The organism is Bacillota bacterium, assembly GCA_040755295.1.
Taxonomy (GTDB): domain Bacteria; phylum Bacillota; class Desulfotomaculia; order Desulfotomaculales; family Ammonificaceae; genus SURF-55.
The window spans coordinates 1-19096 of the sequence record JBFMBK010000020.1 but is presented as its reverse complement, the minus strand read 5'-3'; the positions used below and the strand labels follow the sequence as shown (position 1 = coordinate 19096).

Genomic DNA, 19096 nt, shown 5'->3' with positions numbered 1-19096 from the left:
CCTAAGCTTTTACCCCTAAGTCCTCAAACTCCGTCGTGATAGACCGCAAACTTACCGGGTTCGTACTGTCATCAACAACACGGTATCCCAACGTTATCCCCGGCGGCAACGGTATCGGGAATTTCCGCGAAGGCTTGGTATTATCGCCGGGCCGCCTTTCACCGCTAAACCCGGCCGCTATCGTCCCGATGTTGACCGTTGCCTCCCGGTCGTCCACCTTCGGCTTGACCTGCAAACTCGTAGTAACGCTGTCATTTGACACCCGCAGCCGGAACCGCTGAAACCGGCATTTGCCCTGATCACCCGCCGGCATCAGATACGGCAGGTCAAGGATCATCTTGATATTTGCCCCGTCGTCATTCGTCCCGGTCAGCATCCGGTACACCTTGCCTTCCGTCGGGCTGCCGCAATAAAGTTTGTTGTTTGCTACAGCGAAGCAGGCCGCCGGGATCGTCCACGGCCCTATCCACTGTTTGCTCCGATGGTCGTAAAGAAAAATGATATTGTTCGCACTTGGCGGCGTCAGTCCCGATTCCATGTACGAAAAAGCTATCATAAACCGGCTATTATAGAAGACCGCCGCCATCTGGCTGCGAAGGACTGTACTGTCGAAATACGGCTGCACGTTGCGACTCAGCGGTACCGCCTCAAGGCTCTGCTCTTGCAGGCCGGGCAGCAAAAACCTTACGCCTGTCCGCGTCGGGAAAACCATTATCTGCCGCAGTTCCGGGTCGGTGCAGAGTGCTATCGCCTCGTGCGCCAGCGCCCCGCCTTTGTCGATATACTTGATAATCGTGGTGTCCAGCGTCGGATCGCTGTCGAAGATAAACCCGCTACCTGTCGTTATCGGCGCCACAAAGTCCTCGCCCATGATCACCAGTGCGTTGTTGAACGCCGCTATCCCCGTGATATTGCCGGAAAACTGCTTGTAAAACCGCTTCCCGGAGATGTTCGGGACGTGCTCCGGGTCTCCGACTAAAGAGTACCAGAGCTGGTTCTTGCTTGCATTGCTGACGTAAAACATGTAATTCATAAACTCGAAAACGATGTCCGCATTTGGCGGTACGTTGTAGTAGTCTTTCATCGCGTCGGTCAGACTGCCGTCGGCGGTATTGTCAGCGTAAGCCGTTGTGGTATTGTCCGCGATTTCGGTAATGTAGTAGTAAACACTACCCCCAGCTTTCGTGCGGTAAAGCTTACGCTTCGCCGTCCCGGCCGGGCCGGTTGGGATCGTCCAGTTAATCTGCTGCGCCGAGACAGTCACAGCGCCAGAGGCCACCGAAGGGTTGGACTCTACGCCGTCCGTATTCACAAACGTTACCTTACCGTAGTAAGTGCCCGTCAGTCCCCCTGCCGCGCCTACGGCCAGCGCGGGCGCCGTGGCCGGCGGATCAACCCCCGCCTGGCGGATGGTAGTGCCGTCGTAGACCAGCGGGCGCCCGCCGAAAGCGACGTAAACTTTATTCTGGTAGGTTACGAACCTCACCCGCGTCCCGGTCGGCAACCCGGTGTAAATCGAAATAGGCGCGCTGAACTCGATGCTGTATGTGTAGGTGTACTTGTCCACGTACAGATTAACCAAATCCGTGCCGCTGAGTTTGAATTTAAATTTAATATATCGAGCAAGCGGTAGCCCGCCGCCTGCTGGTATTACCGTCCAAGCCCCGTAGTTGACCCCGTCATTACTTGAACTATACTCGCCCGTGATGCTATTGCCCACCGGGATATTGGACGTAATCGCAATCGAAGCACCGTCAGGCGTCATACCCACGTCCACCGCAGGCATGATCCATGCGCCTTTGCGCGATGAAGGCAAGGCAATGGAAAATGCTGCGAACGTATTAAAAAGTATCGAATATACCTCCCAGCCCGGACTCACCGCGTTTGTGCAGATGCTATTGAAAAACGACAGATTAAGTGTCACGCTTTCAGCCGCAGCCACAACTGCATCGTAAAGGTGTATAACGTCAATTGCTCCGTTACACTCGTACCCTGCCGATGATTCGCACCCCACCCAAACCTTCTTCGCATCAGTTATTGCAACAGAATTGGCAAGCGTAAATTCTTCGGCATTGCCGCCGTTGATACTCACCCAGAGTTTCATCACCCCCGCCGCCTGATCGTCTAACCAAGCAACAAAAACCGTGTCCCCGGCGTTAAAGCTCTTCAGCGAGGAGTACAGAGTGTATGAGGTGGTCCCGTCGTTTTTGACAAACCGGAATGTATCACCCTTATAGACAGGTGCGCCGCCCGGCGGCGTCCAAGCACTGCGCCACGCGATTTTGTATCTTTCGGCACCGGCGGTAGTTGTGACCTGTGCCAACGTAACATAGCTGTTGGTGGGATAATTGTGCGCACGATCTGGCCGCCAGATGACGTAACCGCCCCATTTATTCGGCAGCACGTTGTCGAGTAGGTAGTTTAAACTTTCTGCGGCTCTCTGGGCTTGCGTGGTATCGTCAGCCGCGCCGATAAATGACGTAACACCGTAATCCTTCTCATCCTGTACATCGTCAACGTAGAATGTACAATTCGGCGTGTCTGTAGCAAACGCCCGCACCCAGAGCGTCGCAGCCGTGCTTGGAATCTGAACACTTATCTCTTCAAAGCGGACGAAGCCTTGCGTAGTAGCCGTCAACTGTATCCCGGAGGTGTCGAGAACAACAACGCCTCCGGCATCCTTGGCGAGCAGGTCAAGGTGTATTGTACCGGCAGTATACGCTGAAACATTGATGTACCCCGAAATACTGACATAATCGCCCGCCGTCCAGCCGGTAAGTTGTTGGTTTACGCCAATACCCTCGGTCCCCGCTGCAATAATCTTCACAGAACTGCCACCGGAACGCTTAACTGTTGCGTCTTTTGCGATTGATTCACCTACACCCGGCGTCGCGTTGTACTTCCACGGGGAAGCAGCGTCGTTAATCGCCGTGGCTGAATCAAAAGAGGCGTCTTTGACTATGTTCTGTGTAGCCTTCTCTATCTGCACCGCGTAGCCGGTCCTTCTGTACCCTGCGCCGGAGGCCGAACCAACCCCGGCCGCAGAGCCAGAACCAACAGAAGTTTTCACCGCACCGCCGGAGGCCGAACCAACCCCGGCCGCAGAGCCAGAACCAACGGAAGTTTTCACCGCGCCGCCGGAGGCCGAACCAACACCTGCCGCCGTGCCCCAGCCGTCCACATACCCGCCGAAAGCAAGGTAAAGCATCTCGGTCGCAACCGCATCGTTGGTCGTCCAACTCAGGGTGAAACCGTCGGCGTCCAAACTCGTCAAATCGGCTTCAGCGTCAATAGACGGAGTATTGTTGTTAACCTTGACAAAGACCTTGCTCGTTTTGTCTATACCGTCCGCACTCGAAGTGGCCAAAACGTCCGTGTCTTGGAAAGCCGAACAGCCTTCCGTCGTGCCGTCTGACGCGCCGATACCGAATCTGGCGTTAGCTACGATACCGGCAGCGGTAATGTTCTGGAAACTGGCCAGAAGAACGGCGCGTGTTTTAAAGCCGACACCGGTAATCGCCTGACTTGCCGGTGCTGTGCCGGTAGATTTGTTGAACACACCAGCTTTAGCGAACACGCCTTTTAAACATAAACACCATACAGAAAGCGATACTGTGGCTACCGCTGTATAGTTTAAAGTAAACCCATCGGCGTCAAAAGAAACCAATGAAGCCTGAAGGCGTGTAAAAAGATCAGTACCTTCAAAAACACAAGCATTCGTCAACTGAGCACGCTTGGACCTCGTATTTAAAGCGCCAGATATGGCATAAACACGAGTTGCCCACTGCGCCGTACTGCTACTTGCCGCGCCCAATCCAAACGACAACTTGTCTGCACCCGTCGTAGCTGGTAGCGTCAAAATTACGTCCGGCTGGAACCCAACACCAGTAACACTTATGTTTCCTGTAACTGTCGGCGTATTGTGTGTGATAACCTTAGCCGAAACATCCGTCCCGCCGATAGCGATGAAGTGAATTACATAGGCAACAGCGTCATTGGTAGTCCAGTTCAGCACGAAATTAGTAGCATCCCAGGACGCAAGGCTACACCGGGCAACAACAACATCCCCCGGATTAACAATCGTAAGAACGGCTGTGGAAGAAATAGCACCGCCATAATTTCCGTAGCGATCGTTGTCCAGCGACGCAACGGCAACAGACCGGCTATTAACTCCGTCGCTAAACCCCTGACCGAACATAAAACTGCCAGAAAACAGCTCATCCGTCTTACCGTTCGTCCAGAGAATGAGTGCCTTCGGCGTCTGCCCCAGACCGTGCGCAACCGTCTGTGAAACCGGAGCCGTACCGGTAGATTTCAGGAAGCTACCAACCTTAAAGACCGCCAAAGTACGTCAACTCCTACGCCAAGCTGCAAGATAACTGCCCCGCTGGTATTTTGTACGTGTCTCCTGTATAAATCGGCTTCGCGACAGCAAACGGCCCGTACCAGAGCAGATTGCCACCCGTCGCGGCGTCCCGGATGCCGAAATGCGAAATCGTACCCCAGTTAGCCGTCGCCGTCGGGAAAACAACGTCGGCACTGTTCGTCGCCACGCCGTCTACCGGCGCGTTGAACGTTATTGCCTGACGCGCATACCCCCCGCCGACAACCTCAGTTCCGGTGTCGGCGTCCGTAGGGTCCGAAGTATAAAGAGCCACATAAACCGTTACTGGCGAGCTTAAAGCCACGTTTCGCAATACATGATTTATAAGCGCATTTTCCACGTAGTTACTCAATTGAGACATTAGACCCAAGCCTCCTTAAACCGTGGTGTTCCGGCACTTACTTTGGTTCCATCATCCTTGTACGCCTCACTGGGGCGCGTAAAGGTTCCCGTTGGGTCAGGCAACTTCAACTCTCCCGTCGCCGTCACCCTCGCCGTCCCCGCACCAGCGAGCCAGTCCGCCTGCGTGTCAACAAGCTTATTCGTCTCGCCGCCCGTCAGCTTATATATGTCCACGCCGTGCGCCAGGAGCAACTGACCCCCAGCGTCCCGGTCGAAGTAGTGCAGGCCGCGGACGGCGCCTGCACCCAGCGAAGCGAATAGCGATTGCAGGCCCTTGCGCTTGGTTGCCGCGCCGATCGGGTCCCCGAAGTCCACATTTTGCGCGAAGGGGACTTGGCCCGGCTGCAAAAGCTCGGTGTCGTCAACGTAGTTGACACCCTGGAAATTGCTCTGCTTTATCGCCGCCGCCGGGCGGTCCTGGAACGCCCCGCGCGCCATGTTCTTTACGCGGTCATACGACATTTAATACACCTCACGCACACAAAGCGGCTCGTTATCCCGTCGACCGCCCTTATGCTTTTCCTCAATTTCGTCCAGTATGTCCAGCCATTCGCCTTGCATGGCGAAATAGGTGTTCATACTGTCGCGCCGCTCGGCCATGACCATCTTGATGTACGTAGCAAAACGCTTATGATATTTCCCTTTAAGCGCCGTCGGGCTTGAGCCCGCGCTGTCCGCTATCGCGGCAGGCTTCGCTTTGTAATACAGCGTCGGCGCGTTGGTCGGCGTTATGCCGTAAAAGTAAATCTCCATCTCGTTGGGAATCCAGTACTGCTCCGTGGCCGCGTTGTCGTCGACCTTGTCCGCGATGTCAAAAATCTGCTTCAGCGGCGGCCAGGTCGTACTATCGTACACCCGCACGGGCGCCAGGTAATCAGAAGGCAGCGATGCCTTCCCGGCGGTCACGGTCAGCGTCGTGCTCTTCTGGATGTTGAGCAGCAGCCCCATGATCTCCTGATAGGCATAGTTAACCAGCGCCAGGCAGTCCGCCCGGCTAAGCTCGACTGGATTATTCGGATCGGCTTCACCTATAGCCCGCAGGCAGTCGGTGACGATTTCCTGCCCCGTCATGCCATCCCCTCCGTTTACACCGTAAACCCGGCCAGGTTCACCTTTCCGATCACGCCCGCCGTCCCGCTGGCCGCCAGCACGGCGCTAACAGCCTTGCCTGACGTAATTTTCAGGGGCACGGAGAAATTAACTGTTTCGGCGTTGACAATGTAGCGCTCAAAAATAATGGTTACATCGTCCTTGATTTGCAGAAGCTTCGTTGCCGCACCGCTAAAGCTGGCCGAAACGTGAGAAACGAAGTGGACAGCCCCCGTTACAGCCGCCTTGGTTGCCGTAGCTTCGGCATTGTCCTTGCTGTCCGCAGCAACCCACGACCGACTGATTTTGCCGTTTTCGCAATCCTGCGCGGGCACGATTTACTCCTCCCCCGCCAGCGCCGCAAACGGCTGTTCGCCTTCCCCGCCTTCGCCCGGCAGCTTGGGCAGTTTCCGTTCCGGCTTCGGTTTATCCGGTACCTGCTTCACAACCTGCAGCACTCTCTGCCCGCCGAACAGACCCGTGACGCGTCGCTCCTCTTCTTCTTTCAGTGCTCCGTCTTTCAGGTCCCAGTCGCCCGCGTAATGCTTCGCCAGGTGAACGGGTACCGGCATTTCCTGGCCGGGTTTAAGCTCGTATAGATCCTGCCCCGCCCACCGCAGCGTTACCTTTCTGTCGCCAATATTTTTAACTACAGCCATCGCCATGCTTACCACCCCCATGCAATGAATCCAACGCCGGTCAGCGCCGAAAGGTCGGTCAGGTTGGGGACTTCCGCGCCGGGACCGGCGGCCACGCCCGCGTTACCCGATAAGGTAATGATTGCCCCGTTCGCCGCCGTGGAAGTAACCGAGGTTGCGCCCGCATTGACGCTTGCCGCCAAGGTGTTGGTAATTGCCGCCCGCGGATGGAACGCTTTAATCTTCTTCGCGCTGCGGTCACACTCGAACATGTAACCCGACTTGGTCTCAATCTTCATCCCTTTGATCGTCGTAAGCGGGAACGTAGACGGCAGCGCCTCGCCGCCCGTCGGGTAACTGCTGTCGAAGTCCATGGTGCCCATGATCTGCCTCATTCGCCGGTCGCCCTTCGTCATCTGCGCGCCGAGCTGGACCTCACCGTCAATTGTCACTGTCAAGGCCATGCCTTACACCTCCGTTTTTTTGAACCGGGGCAGAGGTCTCCCTCCGCCCCGCAAGAACAAGATTAAGCCGCCCTCGTCACCAGTTTCCACGCCGGAACCGCCTTGGTGCCCGCGTTCACGTATAGGTTCGAGTTCGTCCGGTCGATGCACAGCGAACCGGGGCCCGCGATAGTCGCTCCGATTGTGTTATCCGGCGCGGCATTATGAACGACGATCACAACGTCATTGCCGATTTTCGCTACAACCTCCGGACTGGTAGCCTCAATGATCGCCTTGAACCCCACACTTATCACTCTCCTTTGGAATAAGCCGGGCGGGTTGACCGCCCGCCCGGTCGTCGGTTAGCTCAGGCGCACTTACGGCGCCAGGTCTTCGATCACAGCCTGCTTGCTGCAGTTCGAGCAAGTCAGGTTCCCGTACCAGAGCATCTGATTGACAGCCGCGTCCTGATTTGTCGGTTTTTTCCAACCTGTCTGGCGGAACTTCCCGGCGTTCTCTTCGTGCGGCCGGAGCTTCAGGTACTTGGTGTTGATCATGTACATCCGCTTCGCGGTACACGCCTTGTCCACGATGATCGGCGTCTGGTTGAACATCAGGTGCCGGAAACCAACGTTGGCGGACCGCTGTTCGTTTTCATACCGCTGCTGCGGCGTCAACTGTGCCCAGTACCAGTCCCAAATCGTCTGCGTGGTAACAATTAAATCCGGAAACTCGGTGTCATCGCTGATCGACCCGTACGCCGTCTGCATCAGGGTCAGCGTCGGTACCCTATCGACCCCGCCGTTAGCATACCGTTTCGCCTTCCACCAGGTGTAAGTGGTTCGATCGATCTCGCCGTACGTCGCCACGTTGGTCCCGTCATCGATCGCTGCATGTATACCCGTGATGTCCTTACCGGAATTACCCGTCCCATCGCTGAACAACTGGGTCGTCATGAGCTTTTTCAGCGTCAGTTCGGCAACCTGCATCTTTGACTTCACCAGGTTCAGGACCGCACGCGCCCCTCTGTTTTGAGCCTCTTCAAGCCCGGAAATACTTACGTTGCAATAGAGTTGTTTCCAGGCAAAGAGCGCTGCCGTCAGCTCGTCGCTCGGGGTGGTGCTCAGGATGTCGTACTTGCTGTACGACCCGGCTGCGCTGTTCTCCGCGTAAATAAGGGGCTGCTTTAACTTTTCGCCGCCCTCCGCCGGATCGGCGTCCGCCGACAGCTTCCGCAACAACACAGTGGCGTTGAAAACGTTGTCCACCAGCGGTTTGAGATAATACTTCTCCGTGGTGGTCGTGAGCGCATCATAGTTTAGGGGCATTACCCCTACCTCCCTTCCGTCATTCCGTGATCAGTGAATTCAACAGGGCTTCATCGGCAAGGGCGGCGTCTGTCGCGTCTTTGTAACTTTTGATGTCCTTCGCCGGCGCTGCGCCGCCGCGCTGCTGACCGCCCAGGATGCCCCCGGCCTTCTGCCGGTTTTGCTTCAGCCGCTGAAGCGTCTCCAGTTCGCCCTGCTTCTTGGCCTCGGCGATTTGCGCCTTCAGCTTCTGAGTGGCAAGAGCGTTATAGACCAGCTCCAGGTTACTCACGTTGTTTTGGAGCGCTGTTTCAAGGATCTCCTGTTCGAGCTCTCTTGTCCACTCCAGCCCGTCGGCCTTCGCCCGCTCGGCCAGATTCGCCATCGTGGCGGTGATCTGCTGATCGGCTTGGGCCTGCAGTTGACTCGTGGTAGCGCTCTTCAGCCAGGCGACTTCTTGCCTTAGGCCATCTATTACCTGCGCCACCTCGGGCGGAACCTGCCCGGTAGGTGTCGCTTGGTGGCCGGGTCCGGCATGTCGCGTCAGGTACTGTAGCGCCTGTTGCGGAGTGATCTGCCCGTCCACCACAGCGGCGATAACCTGAGCCTGCCGGGGATTCGAGCGAAACCAGTTCATCAACGGTTCAACTTGCTTGCGTTGCTCGGCAAGAGTTTGAAACTTCTTGGTGTACGCGGATTCCAGGTTGGTCCTGGTGTCCCGCCACCGTTTGATTTCGGAAAGCGGCACCTGCTCGCCGTCGATCTCCACCGTGATCTCGGGCGGCTCCCCGCCTTCACCTAGCGCCCCCTCCGGCTCGCCGCCGCCTCCCAAACCCAGGTCGTCAAGGTTCATGTCGTCAAGGTTCGGTTCTCCTGCGCCGCCCGGGGTGGCCTCACCGGCTCCCGGATTTAAATAGTCACCCATTTTTGGTTACCTCCCCGGGCTCCCTTACGGGGTGGCCCGCTTTTTGTGTTTATCTAAACGGCGCTGGATTGCGCCGCGCTTCACGTGTTCCGGTAAGTCTTTCGGCGTCCCGTATTCATGCGCCCACCGGCGGGCAAGTTCCGGATGCTTCATCCATAAGTAGCGCCGCTGCGCCTCGGATTTGAACGGCATCAGAGCGTACCTATGTCGGTGATTTCCAGCCTGGCGCTGGTCTGTTTATTCTTCCCCTCGTCAGTGGCCTCGGCCTGGACAACCTTGGCCCTCATTACCAAAACAACCTCCTGCCCGACCTTCCAGTCCTTGATCTCCTTCAGGTACCGGTCGTAGACGCGGAAACCGGGACGCTCAGCACCCCCATCCCACCCGTTTTTAGGCTGCTTTTTCTCGGTGACCTTTTTCGCACCAGCTATTGCCAGGACTTCCCTGCGCGCCGCCGCTTCACTTTTCGTCGCCGCCAGCCTGCGCCCGATCGCACTCTTCACATGATCTTCCTCCTTCAGGTAAGCGAATTTCTGCCGACCGCGGCCCCGCGGGCTGCGTCGACTGCTAACTACCACCTGTTTCACATACCGACACTCCCTCCCTGCTGTAACTGCTGAAGCAACCCGAGGAGAGCGATCGCAACGTCCGGCGGGACCTGTGGAATTCCGGCACCCGGCCCAGGCGGCAAGTCCCCGATATCCTGCGGCACCGCCTCCGGAGGAATGACGGCGGGCGGGGTAATGGGCGGCGTCGCGCCGGGCACGGGAGCACCCGCAGGCCCCCCGGACTGCTGCAACCTGCCCATGCGCTGCAGAACCTCCTCGCGGTTCGGCCACTCGACCGCTTCCAAGAGCGCCTGCGCGTCGATCGCACCTTTCTCAAACAAGAACGTCGCCTGGTTGTACTTCCCGGCCTTCGACACTGGAAGGCTACTGCCGGCCTCAACAAGCACATCAAAATCCCCCTTGATATTGCGGGGATCAAACGGAATAAACTGCACCTGCTTGTCCTTCCCGACCACGCGGATGATTCGGCCGGGCGGGTAGAACTGCATAACCCGGGATTTAATCAGTTCCCCGAGGTCCTTCACGGTCTTCTCCATGCTGCGGTTCTTTAACCTAATCCGAGCCTGCCCGGCCTCCTGCAGCTCGGCGATCGCCGCCGCCGCGGTGATTCCCTGCGGCCTGCGCCCCTGCGTCACATCATGCACGCCACTGACCGTTTCACCCCATGTCGGAAGCAGTGTCAATAACTGCATGATATACGCCGCCATCTCGGGCGGCTTCTCACGCCGGACTTCGGTCCCCTTGTTTTTCCGCACGATCAAGCCGGGCTGGTTGGTCAACGTTTCCGGATCGACCCCTGACTCCTGGTCGAGAATCCACTGCATGTTACCGGTCAGCGCCGCATTGTCAAGGACACGACGAATCAAGTCGTCAAGCGCGTTTTGGATCGGGGTGAGCTGCTCAACCTCGCTGATCGGCCAGAACCCGCCGCCAGTGTCTTCCTCAATCCCGTCTTCGTCCAGATTGTCATAGTTGTCGAAAGACACATATGGAAACACCTTACCATTGGACGAAAGATATGGATTCGGTCTGTCATCAAGAAGCACCCCGTTTGCTACCGTGATCACTCGACCGTTGGGATACTTCAGCGCATGCCTGGTGACCTCGCTGCCGTCGCTGTCCTGCTCGCGTAGGACCTCAACCGTGTCGTCCTTGAACCAACACTCGATAATCCGCGCGCGTAACCGGCCCTTCGCGCGCCAGTTGCCGCCGGCGGTAACGACATCGTCAATGTTGTGCCTGGCCGTCAACGGCTCGCAATACTCTCCCGGGTACATCTGGGAGAGCTGCGCGTCTGGCTTGACCTTCCAGCCGCGTTTCGGAAACATACGCCGGATTGTCCCTAAATCCAGCGGATAACTCTCGATCACGTACATACAATCCTGGATATCCGGGCTCTGGCAGTCCGGATCCGGGTATATCTTGAAAGGACTTACATATCGAACATCCACTTCCCCGATCCCGCCGGCGGCGTCCACATTCCAAAGCACCTTGAGGAATCCCTTATTAAAGACCAGTCCCGCTTTCGCCAGGCGGGTAAGGATATACTGGATTGCCAGGCGCACCCAGAGATTATCCACAATTTTCTGCATAATCTCGGCATGAGAAATGTCATCTTTCTCTCCCGGGATAAAGATGATCTCGGGCTTGTTTTCGGTCAGCCACGGCAGAATCGCTTCGACGATGGTGAAGCAAATGTTCAGCCGCGCCTTTTTCTTGTACTTGGGCAGCTTTTGCTTGTCCCGGCCACGGTACGCCTTCCAGTTGTCCTTCATAGTTTTCTCAACATCTACGCGGGCCTTGCGCGCGTCGTCGAAAAGCCGGTAAACGAACCGGACGAGATCCTGCTCTTCGGGCGTTTGGTCCTGGTCGACCACGACATCCCGCCCGCCGCCGGAAAAGATGCCCTTAATGCCGTCAAGAATGCCCATTTCGCTCCTCCATCCGCGCCTCGGATTCGTCGGTATGCGCAAAGCACTCGAACAACTTCAACCGCGCCGGAACCGGCAGGGGACTTTCCCGCTGCATCAACCGCCACGACATCAAGGCCCCGAGTGCCACACCGCCCAGCATGAGTATCCCGCCCGAAATAAACCCTAACACTACCGCGGCCATACGATCACCAGTGTTATAACTGTCGGTAAAAGGTAAATCAACGCTGCCGCCAACTTGTCCGCCAAACCCGGTCTTTCCGGCTCGAACTCAATCACAATTATTCCTCCTTGCTCGGCACCGCCGGCAGAAGTTCGCCGGCGTGCATCCGCATGGCTTCCCACCAGTACACTGACGCATGCGCCCAATGATCCGGACCCGAGTTCGCCCACCGCCGGACCTCGTTCCCCATCTTGTCCGTACTCCGCACCTCGTACAGCGCCGCCCAATGCTTCGCGTACTCTTCTAGCTGGTACGGATCTACCGGATCGTGCGGCGTAATCAGGATCTTACCGGCCTTAAAATCCTTAATCACGCGGTCGATGACCTGCGTCCGCTCGGCCAGCAGGACACCCTCGGCGTCCCGGCCGCGATCAACCGGTTCGAGGTCCTTCGGCCGCTTCGGGTCGTCGACGTAGAAGTTCAGGTAAACCCGGAACGGAAATGCTTCTCTTAACTTCGTCGCCTCATCCTTGTCCGGATTGCCGTCAATTACGCAGCACCGGACGTCATACTGCGTGATCAGGCCCTTGACCTCTTCCCAAGTCTTCGCCACGACGAACCGGAATAGCCCCTTGTGATTGCCGATAATGCAGTGGTGAACCTTACCCTGGTCAACGCCCATGCACGCGCTGACGCCGTCGTTTGCAGCTGCACTCAGGTTTTTAAGAATGTCCCCGCGTCCAACCGCCGTTGGCCCGCCCGCAAACGGCAGGCCCAACACGAAGTTGTAAAAATAGTCCTCGGTCTTATTTCGGAATGCCCAGATCACGTCCGCCGCTGACTTCCACGGCGCCATCATCTGACTAATCCAGTACCCCGAAATACTCTTCCCTGCCCATTTTGGCACCCACACCCCGCGCCGGCGGGTATCATCATCGAGAACTCGCTTGCACTTGACGCAGACATACTGCTCCGCGTCTATATCAACGCTGTCCGGCCAGGAAAGATACTGCCGTTTCCCGCAGCCGGGACAGCGAACGAACCAGTGTTTCTGGTCGCTCTGCTGCCAAACTTTATCAACCCCGACATTCGGCACCGTCGGGTTTGAGTAGTGCCACTGTCCGGCGTACTGACTCGCCTGTAGCCTACTTTCTAACCCCTCGATTACGGCCAGGTTCGACCGATCCTCTTCGTCATAGACATTTAGGTCCGAACTGACCATAATTGACTGCCGCTCGCCGAATGTCCCACGGTACAAAACAAATCCACTGCCGAACCGCTTCGCGCCGACCTTGTCCGTCCCACTAGGCCGCAGCGCCTCGTTTTTCTCGATCATCGGCAGGACCTTCGTTTCGTGGAACTCGCTGACGAGATCCCGCGTCGGCAGGGTGTAGATTACACCGTACCCGTACCGCTTGGCGAAAAAGGCCGTTTTGATGATCTGTAGCGTAGTTAGCCCAACCTGGCTGCACTTCGGGACGACCTGCTCGGGAGACTCGTCTTCGAAAATCTCCCGCAGGAAAGCGCGGTTGTAAAGCTCCAGCCGGATACCCTTTTCGCTGACCATTTCGTTTTCGCCGATCCAGCGTAGGATGGGACGGTTGTCAACGCGCAGCGCACGCGCCAGGTTCCCCACCACAATTCCCATCGTCACCCCAGCCATCTCAGTCAGTCCTCCCGACCTTTTCCAGCTCATCGGCGATCTGATTCCGTCGTGGGCAGTCACCGCACACCCGACAGACCGCGCCCACCAGCAGCGCGACAACCTGCTCCCCGAACTCGTGCGTAACCTCCATCCGGTCAACAAATAATCTCAGATACTTGCCTAAAAGCTCCAATGCCTTGACTTTATCCCGGCGGCCGGCAGAAAAAGCTATGTCGGCAAGCTCGCCGATCACACTCTCCGCTGTTACCTGCGCCCGTTTTTTTCGGGCGTCCATACCCCTCTGAATCTCCGCGGCGATGTGCGGCTTTTGCAGCAACTTGGCCGCGCACTTTACCGCCCACGAGGGACTATATCCCGCGCGGATCGCCGCCTGGGTTGCGTTAAGATCCACCAGGTATTCTACGGCGAACGCTCTCTGTTTGTCGGTCAACCCGGGCTTACGCCCGCCCGTCATGACACACCCCACCCCAAAACAAAAAGCCCGCTAACTGCCCCACACTGGACAAAAAGCTAAACCCTCGGCTGTTAACCGTGGCCGCAATCTGTCACAGTTGTGGAAAAGTTAGTGGGCTTTCTTCCCTTCTGGGTAATATTTGCGATCCCAAGACCTTGCTCAGTCCCAAGGATCTACCCGATTCTGTAACGAAATTATGCTTTAGTTCTGATCACAAGATTCTGCTACGAAAAATCTTAGCAGTCGTGTCGAAACTTTGTCAAGAACTTTTTTTCAAAAACCATTCCTCCGCGCCCCTCAGGCCCTGCGCCACCGCCGGCCACTCAAGAATAACTTCCATGAGCTGCTTCTCGGTCAGGGTTTCGAGCAATCCAAGGAACTTGGGCCACCAGTCACCAGTACAACTATACACTTTTTCGGTCCAGCCGAACTTGTCCTTCAGGTACTTGCGGTCTGAAATCTTTCTTTGCCCTGTCCCCTGATCCCACCCAGCGCCGACGTCCGTCAACATCCGGGCGGCCAAGTAGATTAAAAACCTCTTGGGAAGCAGGTTTGCTAATGTCATAACCGGGTTTAACTTAACCAGCCCGGCGATTTCTTCAAGCTCCGCCTCGAACGCCTCTTTGGCTTCCTTGGTCTTTTCCCGCTCCGCCGCGGCTTTCTTTTTCTTGAAGCAGGAGGGCTTGATGCAGATCTCGAACGGTTTCTCGTCGTACTTGTCGGCGCCCAACTTGTTATTTTCGCACCCCGCGCACTCGGCTTGGTCAAAGAAGACGCCGTACCGGGTCAGGTACTCGAAATTGCCATACCCGAGCTTGCCCAGGTCGATCAGCTTTTCGCCCTTCCGGGACATTCTCTCGACCTTTTTCTGCATCGCCTGGCGGCGCTCTTCCTCCGCCTCAGCCTGCTTCTTGTCGTAGCAGGAATGTTTCATGCAGTATTTCTCATTGGGTTTAACGCCCGGAGGGTAATACCACTTGGCCCCGGTTTTTGCGTGTACACAACCCTCGCACCCAGAAAGGTCAAATTTCACGTCGCAATCTATAAGCGGCCGGCCGTGTTCCGCAACTTGTTTGTACACCACTCTATCCACCTTGGCCACAGGCACGCCCTCGTCCCGGATTAGCTCCGCCGATTTTCTGATCACCACGCCCGGTAAGTTTTTAACAAAACCGGCCAGCGCCCGCCCGTGGCTCGGGCTGAGCATTCCACGTGAAATATCGTCCCGAACCTGCTCCGGCAGTTCGAGCAGCCGCAGCCGGTTCGCGATGTGCGGCTGGCTCACGCCCAGTTTCTCAGCTAGCGCCTCCTGCGTGTAGCCGTGCTCATCGAGCAACACCCGGTAGGCCTGCGCCTCCTCGATCGGGTCCAAATCTTTGCGCTGCAGGTTCTCGGTCAACATCAACTCGGCTTCTTGTTTCGGCGTCAGGTCCTTCACGATCGCCGGGACGGACTCCAGCCCGGCCAACTGCGCCGCCCGCCAGCGGCGTTCACCGGCAACTATCCGCAGGCCCTCACCGTTCGGAACCAGTACTAACGGCTGTAGGATTCCCACCCCCCGGATGCTCTGCGCCAGTTCTCCCAGCGCTTCCGGATCGAAGTTTTTTCGCGGATTGCTTGGGTTTGTAGATATCTTCGAAACGGATATGTTCTGCAGGGTATCGAATATTACTTGCATCATTCTCCTCTCCTCCTCCTGGCAAAAACGTGATCACGTTCCATGTCCCGTAAATGTCGGGCAGTTCCAGGCACGCCGTCAGCGGCTGCGGCAGCTCAAGCAGCGCCGGGTCCAGCGGGAGCCGGGCCGTCCCGTCGATCACTTCCACGCCAGGCCCCCGCAAAAACTCAATCAACAGCGCGGCCATCAGCTCCGGCAACCGCCCCGGCGTCCTCCCGGCCCGTTCCTCCCAGCGCTTAACAGCGTGGCTGGTCAATGCAATTTTTACCCTCCTCCGCCGGCACCGGGTCACGGCTACGCTCCCGAACTGAACAAACCTGGAGGGTTCCCCTCCGCCGCCGCGCTTTTCGCCTGCGAGAGGTGTAATCCCATGCCGTACAGCACCAGTGAAACCTCGTGCATCTCAAAAATGGTGATCTCCACCCGGGGCGGATCGTTATAATCCTTGCGTATGAATTCGCCAACGATCCGGCTGTCGTTTGTATAGATAACCCCCTGCAGGGCGTCCTTGACCGACTTGACCAGGTTGTCCAGGTCCGGCTTGGTATCCGGGTATAAAACCTTTTTCGGCTTCGACTTCGGCTTGAGGATGTAGAAATTCACCCACAGGAACAAGGGCCCGTCCAACAACTTGCCGGGGCGGTACTGCTCCGCTTTGCCCCGAATGGTGTTTTCCCAGGCAACCGTAGTTTCGGGGGTGTAACTGACCGTCTGGCCGGTCTTCGTCCGAACAGTTCTTGCCCGGGCCTTCGGAACCGCCTCTCCGTACACCGTGAAGTTTACCATCCCAGCTCCGCCTCCCCTGCCGTTTTATCCGGTTCTGTGCCTGTTTCTCCGGATGTAACCGGTTCTGTGCTTGTTTTGTCCTCCGTAGCCTCCGCGTCCTGCCCTAAGAAATCATCAAGGAGCATTTGCCCCTGACGCTCGAACTCTGCAAGCTTCTGATTCTCGGCCGCCTTTAGATACTGTTTCACCGTTTCCATCCAGGCCCCGTGCCGGCTGACAACCGCAATAAAATCCTCCACGTCGTGCGGCCAAACACACCAGCCGTTCTCACCCACACCACAATGCGCCAGTTCGTGATCCACCAGCGCGATCCGGGCGGAAAGATCGAGTTCCTTCCAGACGTCATCATTGATCACGACAAGGAAGTCGTACCCGTGCAAGAACTTGTCCCGATCGCTGACCTTGTACGCCTTCGCCCAGGTTTCCTTCTTCTGGCTTGACCACGGCCCCTCACGAAACAGATACTTAATCTTCGCCAGCACTAAATGTTGGTGGTACTCCTGGATCAACCCCTTCGCTAACAGCTCCACCGCCGGCGCGTCTCTCCAATCCGCCATTCTTTCCATCCCCTTTCAGTAGTTGCCGGCGCTTTGCCCGCGCCCGGCTCTTATCCCTATACTCCTTCCGCTGCGGCGGTTTCTGCCGGCCGCGCGCGTGCTTGCTCTCCAGTTTAAAAAACCTCCACAGGTCGAACACGCTACCACCTCCCCCCTGGCGGCGGCAACGGCCCCCTGCCGTATCGCGGGCAGACCATCACCTTATACAACGTCATTTTGTAACACTGTTTTAACTGCTTCCGCCTGCACTGTTTTACCCCTCCGGTTTCCCCGACCAATGCCCGGCGCCCACCTGGTGCCGGTGGTGCCGGTAGTCGTGCGTCAACTGCTCCAACTCGTCAGTCATCTTATTAACGGCATCAAGGGTATAGAAATACCGGCTTTCCAGCGCCTCTAACCGGCGTTGCAAGTTCTCGGTTTTTTCTTTCAGAACCTCGACGAACAGGTATCCCCTAAGCTTGTCCTCTTCTTTTTGATCCTCGCCGCCGGAAAAACCCTCTCCAGGATCGTCCACACTGCACGAAACAGGCGAGTCTGGGGTAAAACTACCTGCCTGTTCATGCGGTTTTGGCTCCGCATGCTGCTTCTTTTGCACCTGGCCGGTCAGCCCCAACTCCTTTTTAATGGCGTAGTACCGCCAATTTTCTATTTCGAGCTCCCGCATGATTTGCACATCGGTCTTACCCTCAGCCTTCATTCGCTCGAAAACTTCACGTGTCAACTTCCCCCGCGCTAACTCCATCTTGCTTTTCGGTTTCGCCTCGTATACTGCCGCTGCTTCCACGATTTCGTCCTCCCTTCGCTTCATAACCTCGACTTTAGTCCCGCTCGCAATATCCGCCTTAGACACGCTGTACGTGTACCCCAGTGGGTGCCTGATGGTGACCAGGCGCCTTGTAACCTGGACCACCGTACCCGTATCGCCGTACGCAAATCCGTCGCTATTACCGATACTGTTACGCGCCAGTTCGTACTTCGATCGCGCCCAGCGGACCCCCACTGCGTCGCCAGGCTCGATGCCGCTAAAAAGGCACATCGTCGACCAGCTCCTGCTGCACCGGGACGGTTGCGTATATTGCGCCGTACCGCTGCTGATTCGCCCTGATCGCCGGCGTCAGGTCCAAGTCGAACGCTCGACTGATGCCCGTCTCCGGACGCGCCGCCCCGGCCGCACAAATACACCGGAAGACACACTTAAAAATAGCCTCGTCGACCTGGCGCGGCAGATAGACAAAGCCGGCGTCCATACACGCCCAGCACTTAATCTCTCGCGGCGGCGTCCGCAGCCAGCGCCGGCGGTAACCTTTTGTCAGCGTGATCTTATTCCCACAGCCCGGGCAAGTGGCCGTGAATTGCAACTCTGGATTCATCACACGCACCACTGCGCCGCACACCCGGCAGGGAACCGCCGGCTCAGCCTCCGGCGGGTTAAGCACGCGGTCAAGTATCGCCCCGACTTGCTCCACCGCTATCACCTCCCCCAAACAGTTTTTGTTTTACGGCCTCGGACACCCCGGGCCCGTAATCCTGCCTTTCGAAAAATGCATCGACGTCCGCCGGTGTCGGGTCCGGCGGGCACATAAACTTTATACATGCAAGCGCAGCCCGAATATTCTCCTCCAGTTTTTTTCTATCCGCCGCGTCCGGATCGGCGCGGGGCGGTCCGGGCCCGGAGGCTTGCGCCCGCGGCGGAGGATCGTACTCCATCACCGCTTCCAGGGTTGTCCAGTTTTTCTCTGCCCAATCCCGTAGTATCGCCTCCGCGTAGGCCTGCCGCGATTTTCCACGCACAGCCGCCCGCCGGTTCGCCTCGTCAACCAACTCGGGAGGATATGTAGTTTCGGTCTTTTGCTTCGCGTTCTCCTCAGCCGAAAAATTTTGAGCGGGGCGGAGCGGATCGTTTTCCTCGCGCGCGTACGCGCGTTCCGCTCCGCTTTCTTTCTTTTCTCTTTCTTTTCTTTTCCTTTCCTTTAGGCGCGAATCATTCCCCGAATCATTCCCCGAATCATTCCCCGAATCATTCCCCGAATCATTCCCCGAATCATTCCCCGAATCATTCCCCGAATCATTCCCCGAATCATTCCCCGAATCATTCCCCGAATCA

22 protein-coding genes are annotated in these 19096 nt (G+C 57.1%); all 22 read right to left on the bottom strand.

Annotated elements, in window-relative coordinates:
- Position 1 precedes the first annotated feature (1 nt).
- Positions 2-4345, bottom strand: coding sequence for a hypothetical protein (locus AB1500_11895; protein MEW6183851.1), 4344 nt, complete (start codon positions 4343-4345; stop codon positions 2-4).
- A gap of 13 nt (positions 4346-4358) precedes the next feature.
- Positions 4359-4745 carry a hypothetical protein gene (locus AB1500_11890; protein ID MEW6183850.1) on the bottom strand — a complete coding sequence of 129 codons (387 nt, stop codon included), beginning with the start codon at positions 4743-4745 and terminating at the stop codon, positions 4359-4361.
- Positions 4745-5248, bottom strand: a complete 504-nt coding sequence (locus AB1500_11885) for a hypothetical protein (GenBank protein ID MEW6183849.1) — start codon at positions 5246-5248, stop codon at positions 4745-4747. Before AB1500_11885 ends, AB1500_11890 begins: the two co-directional genes overlap by 1 nt.
- Positions 5249-5857 (bottom strand): hypothetical protein, encoded by a 609-nt coding sequence (locus AB1500_11880; GenBank protein ID MEW6183848.1) that lies wholly within the window; start codon positions 5855-5857, stop codon positions 5249-5251.
- A 14-nt stretch (positions 5858-5871) separates the two neighbouring features.
- Positions 5872-6210, bottom strand: coding sequence for a hypothetical protein (locus tag AB1500_11875; protein MEW6183847.1), 339 nt, complete (start codon positions 6208-6210; stop codon positions 5872-5874).
- A gap of 3 nt (positions 6211-6213) precedes the next feature.
- Entirely contained in the window at positions 6214-6540 is a 327-nt protein-coding gene (locus AB1500_11870; GenBank protein MEW6183846.1) for a hypothetical protein, read from the bottom strand.
- Positions 6541-6542: 2 nt separating this feature from the next.
- On the bottom strand, positions 6543-6977 hold the full coding sequence (locus AB1500_11865; protein ID MEW6183845.1) for a hypothetical protein: 435 nt from the start codon (positions 6975-6977) through the stop codon (positions 6543-6545).
- A 62-nt stretch (positions 6978-7039) separates the two neighbouring features.
- Positions 7040-7261, bottom strand: a complete 222-nt coding sequence (locus tag AB1500_11860; GenBank protein ID MEW6183844.1) for a hypothetical protein — start codon at positions 7259-7261, stop codon at positions 7040-7042.
- A gap of 72 nt (positions 7262-7333) precedes the next feature.
- Complete coding sequence (locus AB1500_11855) at positions 7334-8284, bottom strand: phage major capsid protein (protein MEW6183843.1); 951 nt, start codon at positions 8282-8284, stop codon at positions 7334-7336.
- A gap of 19 nt (positions 8285-8303) precedes the next feature.
- Positions 8304-9188, bottom strand: a complete 885-nt coding sequence (locus AB1500_11850; GenBank protein ID MEW6183842.1) for a hypothetical protein — start codon at positions 9186-9188, stop codon at positions 8304-8306.
- Between the two features lie 24 nt (positions 9189-9212).
- The gene (locus tag AB1500_11845; protein MEW6183841.1) at positions 9213-9380 is read right to left on the bottom strand and encodes a hypothetical protein; all 168 of its coding nucleotides are present in this window, start codon (positions 9378-9380) and stop codon (positions 9213-9215) included.
- Positions 9380-9775, bottom strand: coding sequence for a hypothetical protein (locus tag AB1500_11840; protein ID MEW6183840.1), 396 nt, complete (start codon positions 9773-9775; stop codon positions 9380-9382). Before AB1500_11840 ends, AB1500_11845 begins: the two co-directional genes overlap by 1 nt.
- Positions 9772-11688, bottom strand: coding sequence for a hypothetical protein (locus AB1500_11835; GenBank protein ID MEW6183839.1), 1917 nt, complete (start codon positions 11686-11688; stop codon positions 9772-9774). The genes AB1500_11840 and AB1500_11835 overlap by 4 nt, the downstream gene beginning before the upstream one ends.
- Positions 11675-11872 carry a hypothetical protein gene (locus AB1500_11830; GenBank protein MEW6183838.1) on the bottom strand — a complete coding sequence of 66 codons (198 nt, stop codon included), beginning with the start codon at positions 11870-11872 and terminating at the stop codon, positions 11675-11677. Before AB1500_11830 ends, AB1500_11835 begins: the two co-directional genes overlap by 14 nt.
- Positions 11873-11969: 97 nt before the next feature.
- The gene (locus AB1500_11825) at positions 11970-13514 is read right to left on the bottom strand and encodes a phage terminase large subunit family protein (protein MEW6183837.1); all 1545 of its coding nucleotides are present in this window, start codon (positions 13512-13514) and stop codon (positions 11970-11972) included.
- A gap of 1 nt (position 13515) precedes the next feature.
- Positions 13516-13971: a terminase small subunit gene (locus AB1500_11820; GenBank protein MEW6183836.1), complete on the bottom strand. Its 456-nt coding sequence runs from the start codon at positions 13969-13971 to the stop codon at positions 13516-13518.
- A 259-nt stretch (positions 13972-14230) separates the two neighbouring features.
- Positions 14231-15652 (bottom strand): ParB/RepB/Spo0J family partition protein, encoded by a 1422-nt coding sequence (locus AB1500_11815; GenBank protein MEW6183835.1) that lies wholly within the window; start codon positions 15650-15652, stop codon positions 14231-14233.
- A 291-nt stretch (positions 15653-15943) separates the two neighbouring features.
- The gene (locus AB1500_11810; protein MEW6183834.1) at positions 15944-16435 is read right to left on the bottom strand and encodes a RusA family crossover junction endodeoxyribonuclease; all 492 of its coding nucleotides are present in this window, start codon (positions 16433-16435) and stop codon (positions 15944-15946) included.
- Entirely contained in the window at positions 16429-16992 is a 564-nt protein-coding gene (locus AB1500_11805; protein ID MEW6183833.1) for a putative metallopeptidase, read from the bottom strand. The genes AB1500_11810 and AB1500_11805 overlap by 7 nt, the downstream gene beginning before the upstream one ends.
- 253 nt (positions 16993-17245) lie before the next feature.
- Positions 17246-18028 (bottom strand): hypothetical protein, encoded by a 783-nt coding sequence (locus AB1500_11800; GenBank protein ID MEW6183832.1) that lies wholly within the window; start codon positions 18026-18028, stop codon positions 17246-17248.
- Positions 18015-18458 (bottom strand): hypothetical protein, encoded by a 444-nt coding sequence (locus tag AB1500_11795; GenBank protein MEW6183831.1) that lies wholly within the window; start codon positions 18456-18458, stop codon positions 18015-18017. Before AB1500_11795 ends, AB1500_11800 begins: the two co-directional genes overlap by 14 nt.
- A partial coding sequence (locus tag AB1500_11790; GenBank protein ID MEW6183830.1) for a DnaD domain protein occupies positions 18433-19096 on the bottom strand: 664 nt, incomplete at its 5' end. The genes AB1500_11790 and AB1500_11795, both read right to left, overlap by 26 nt.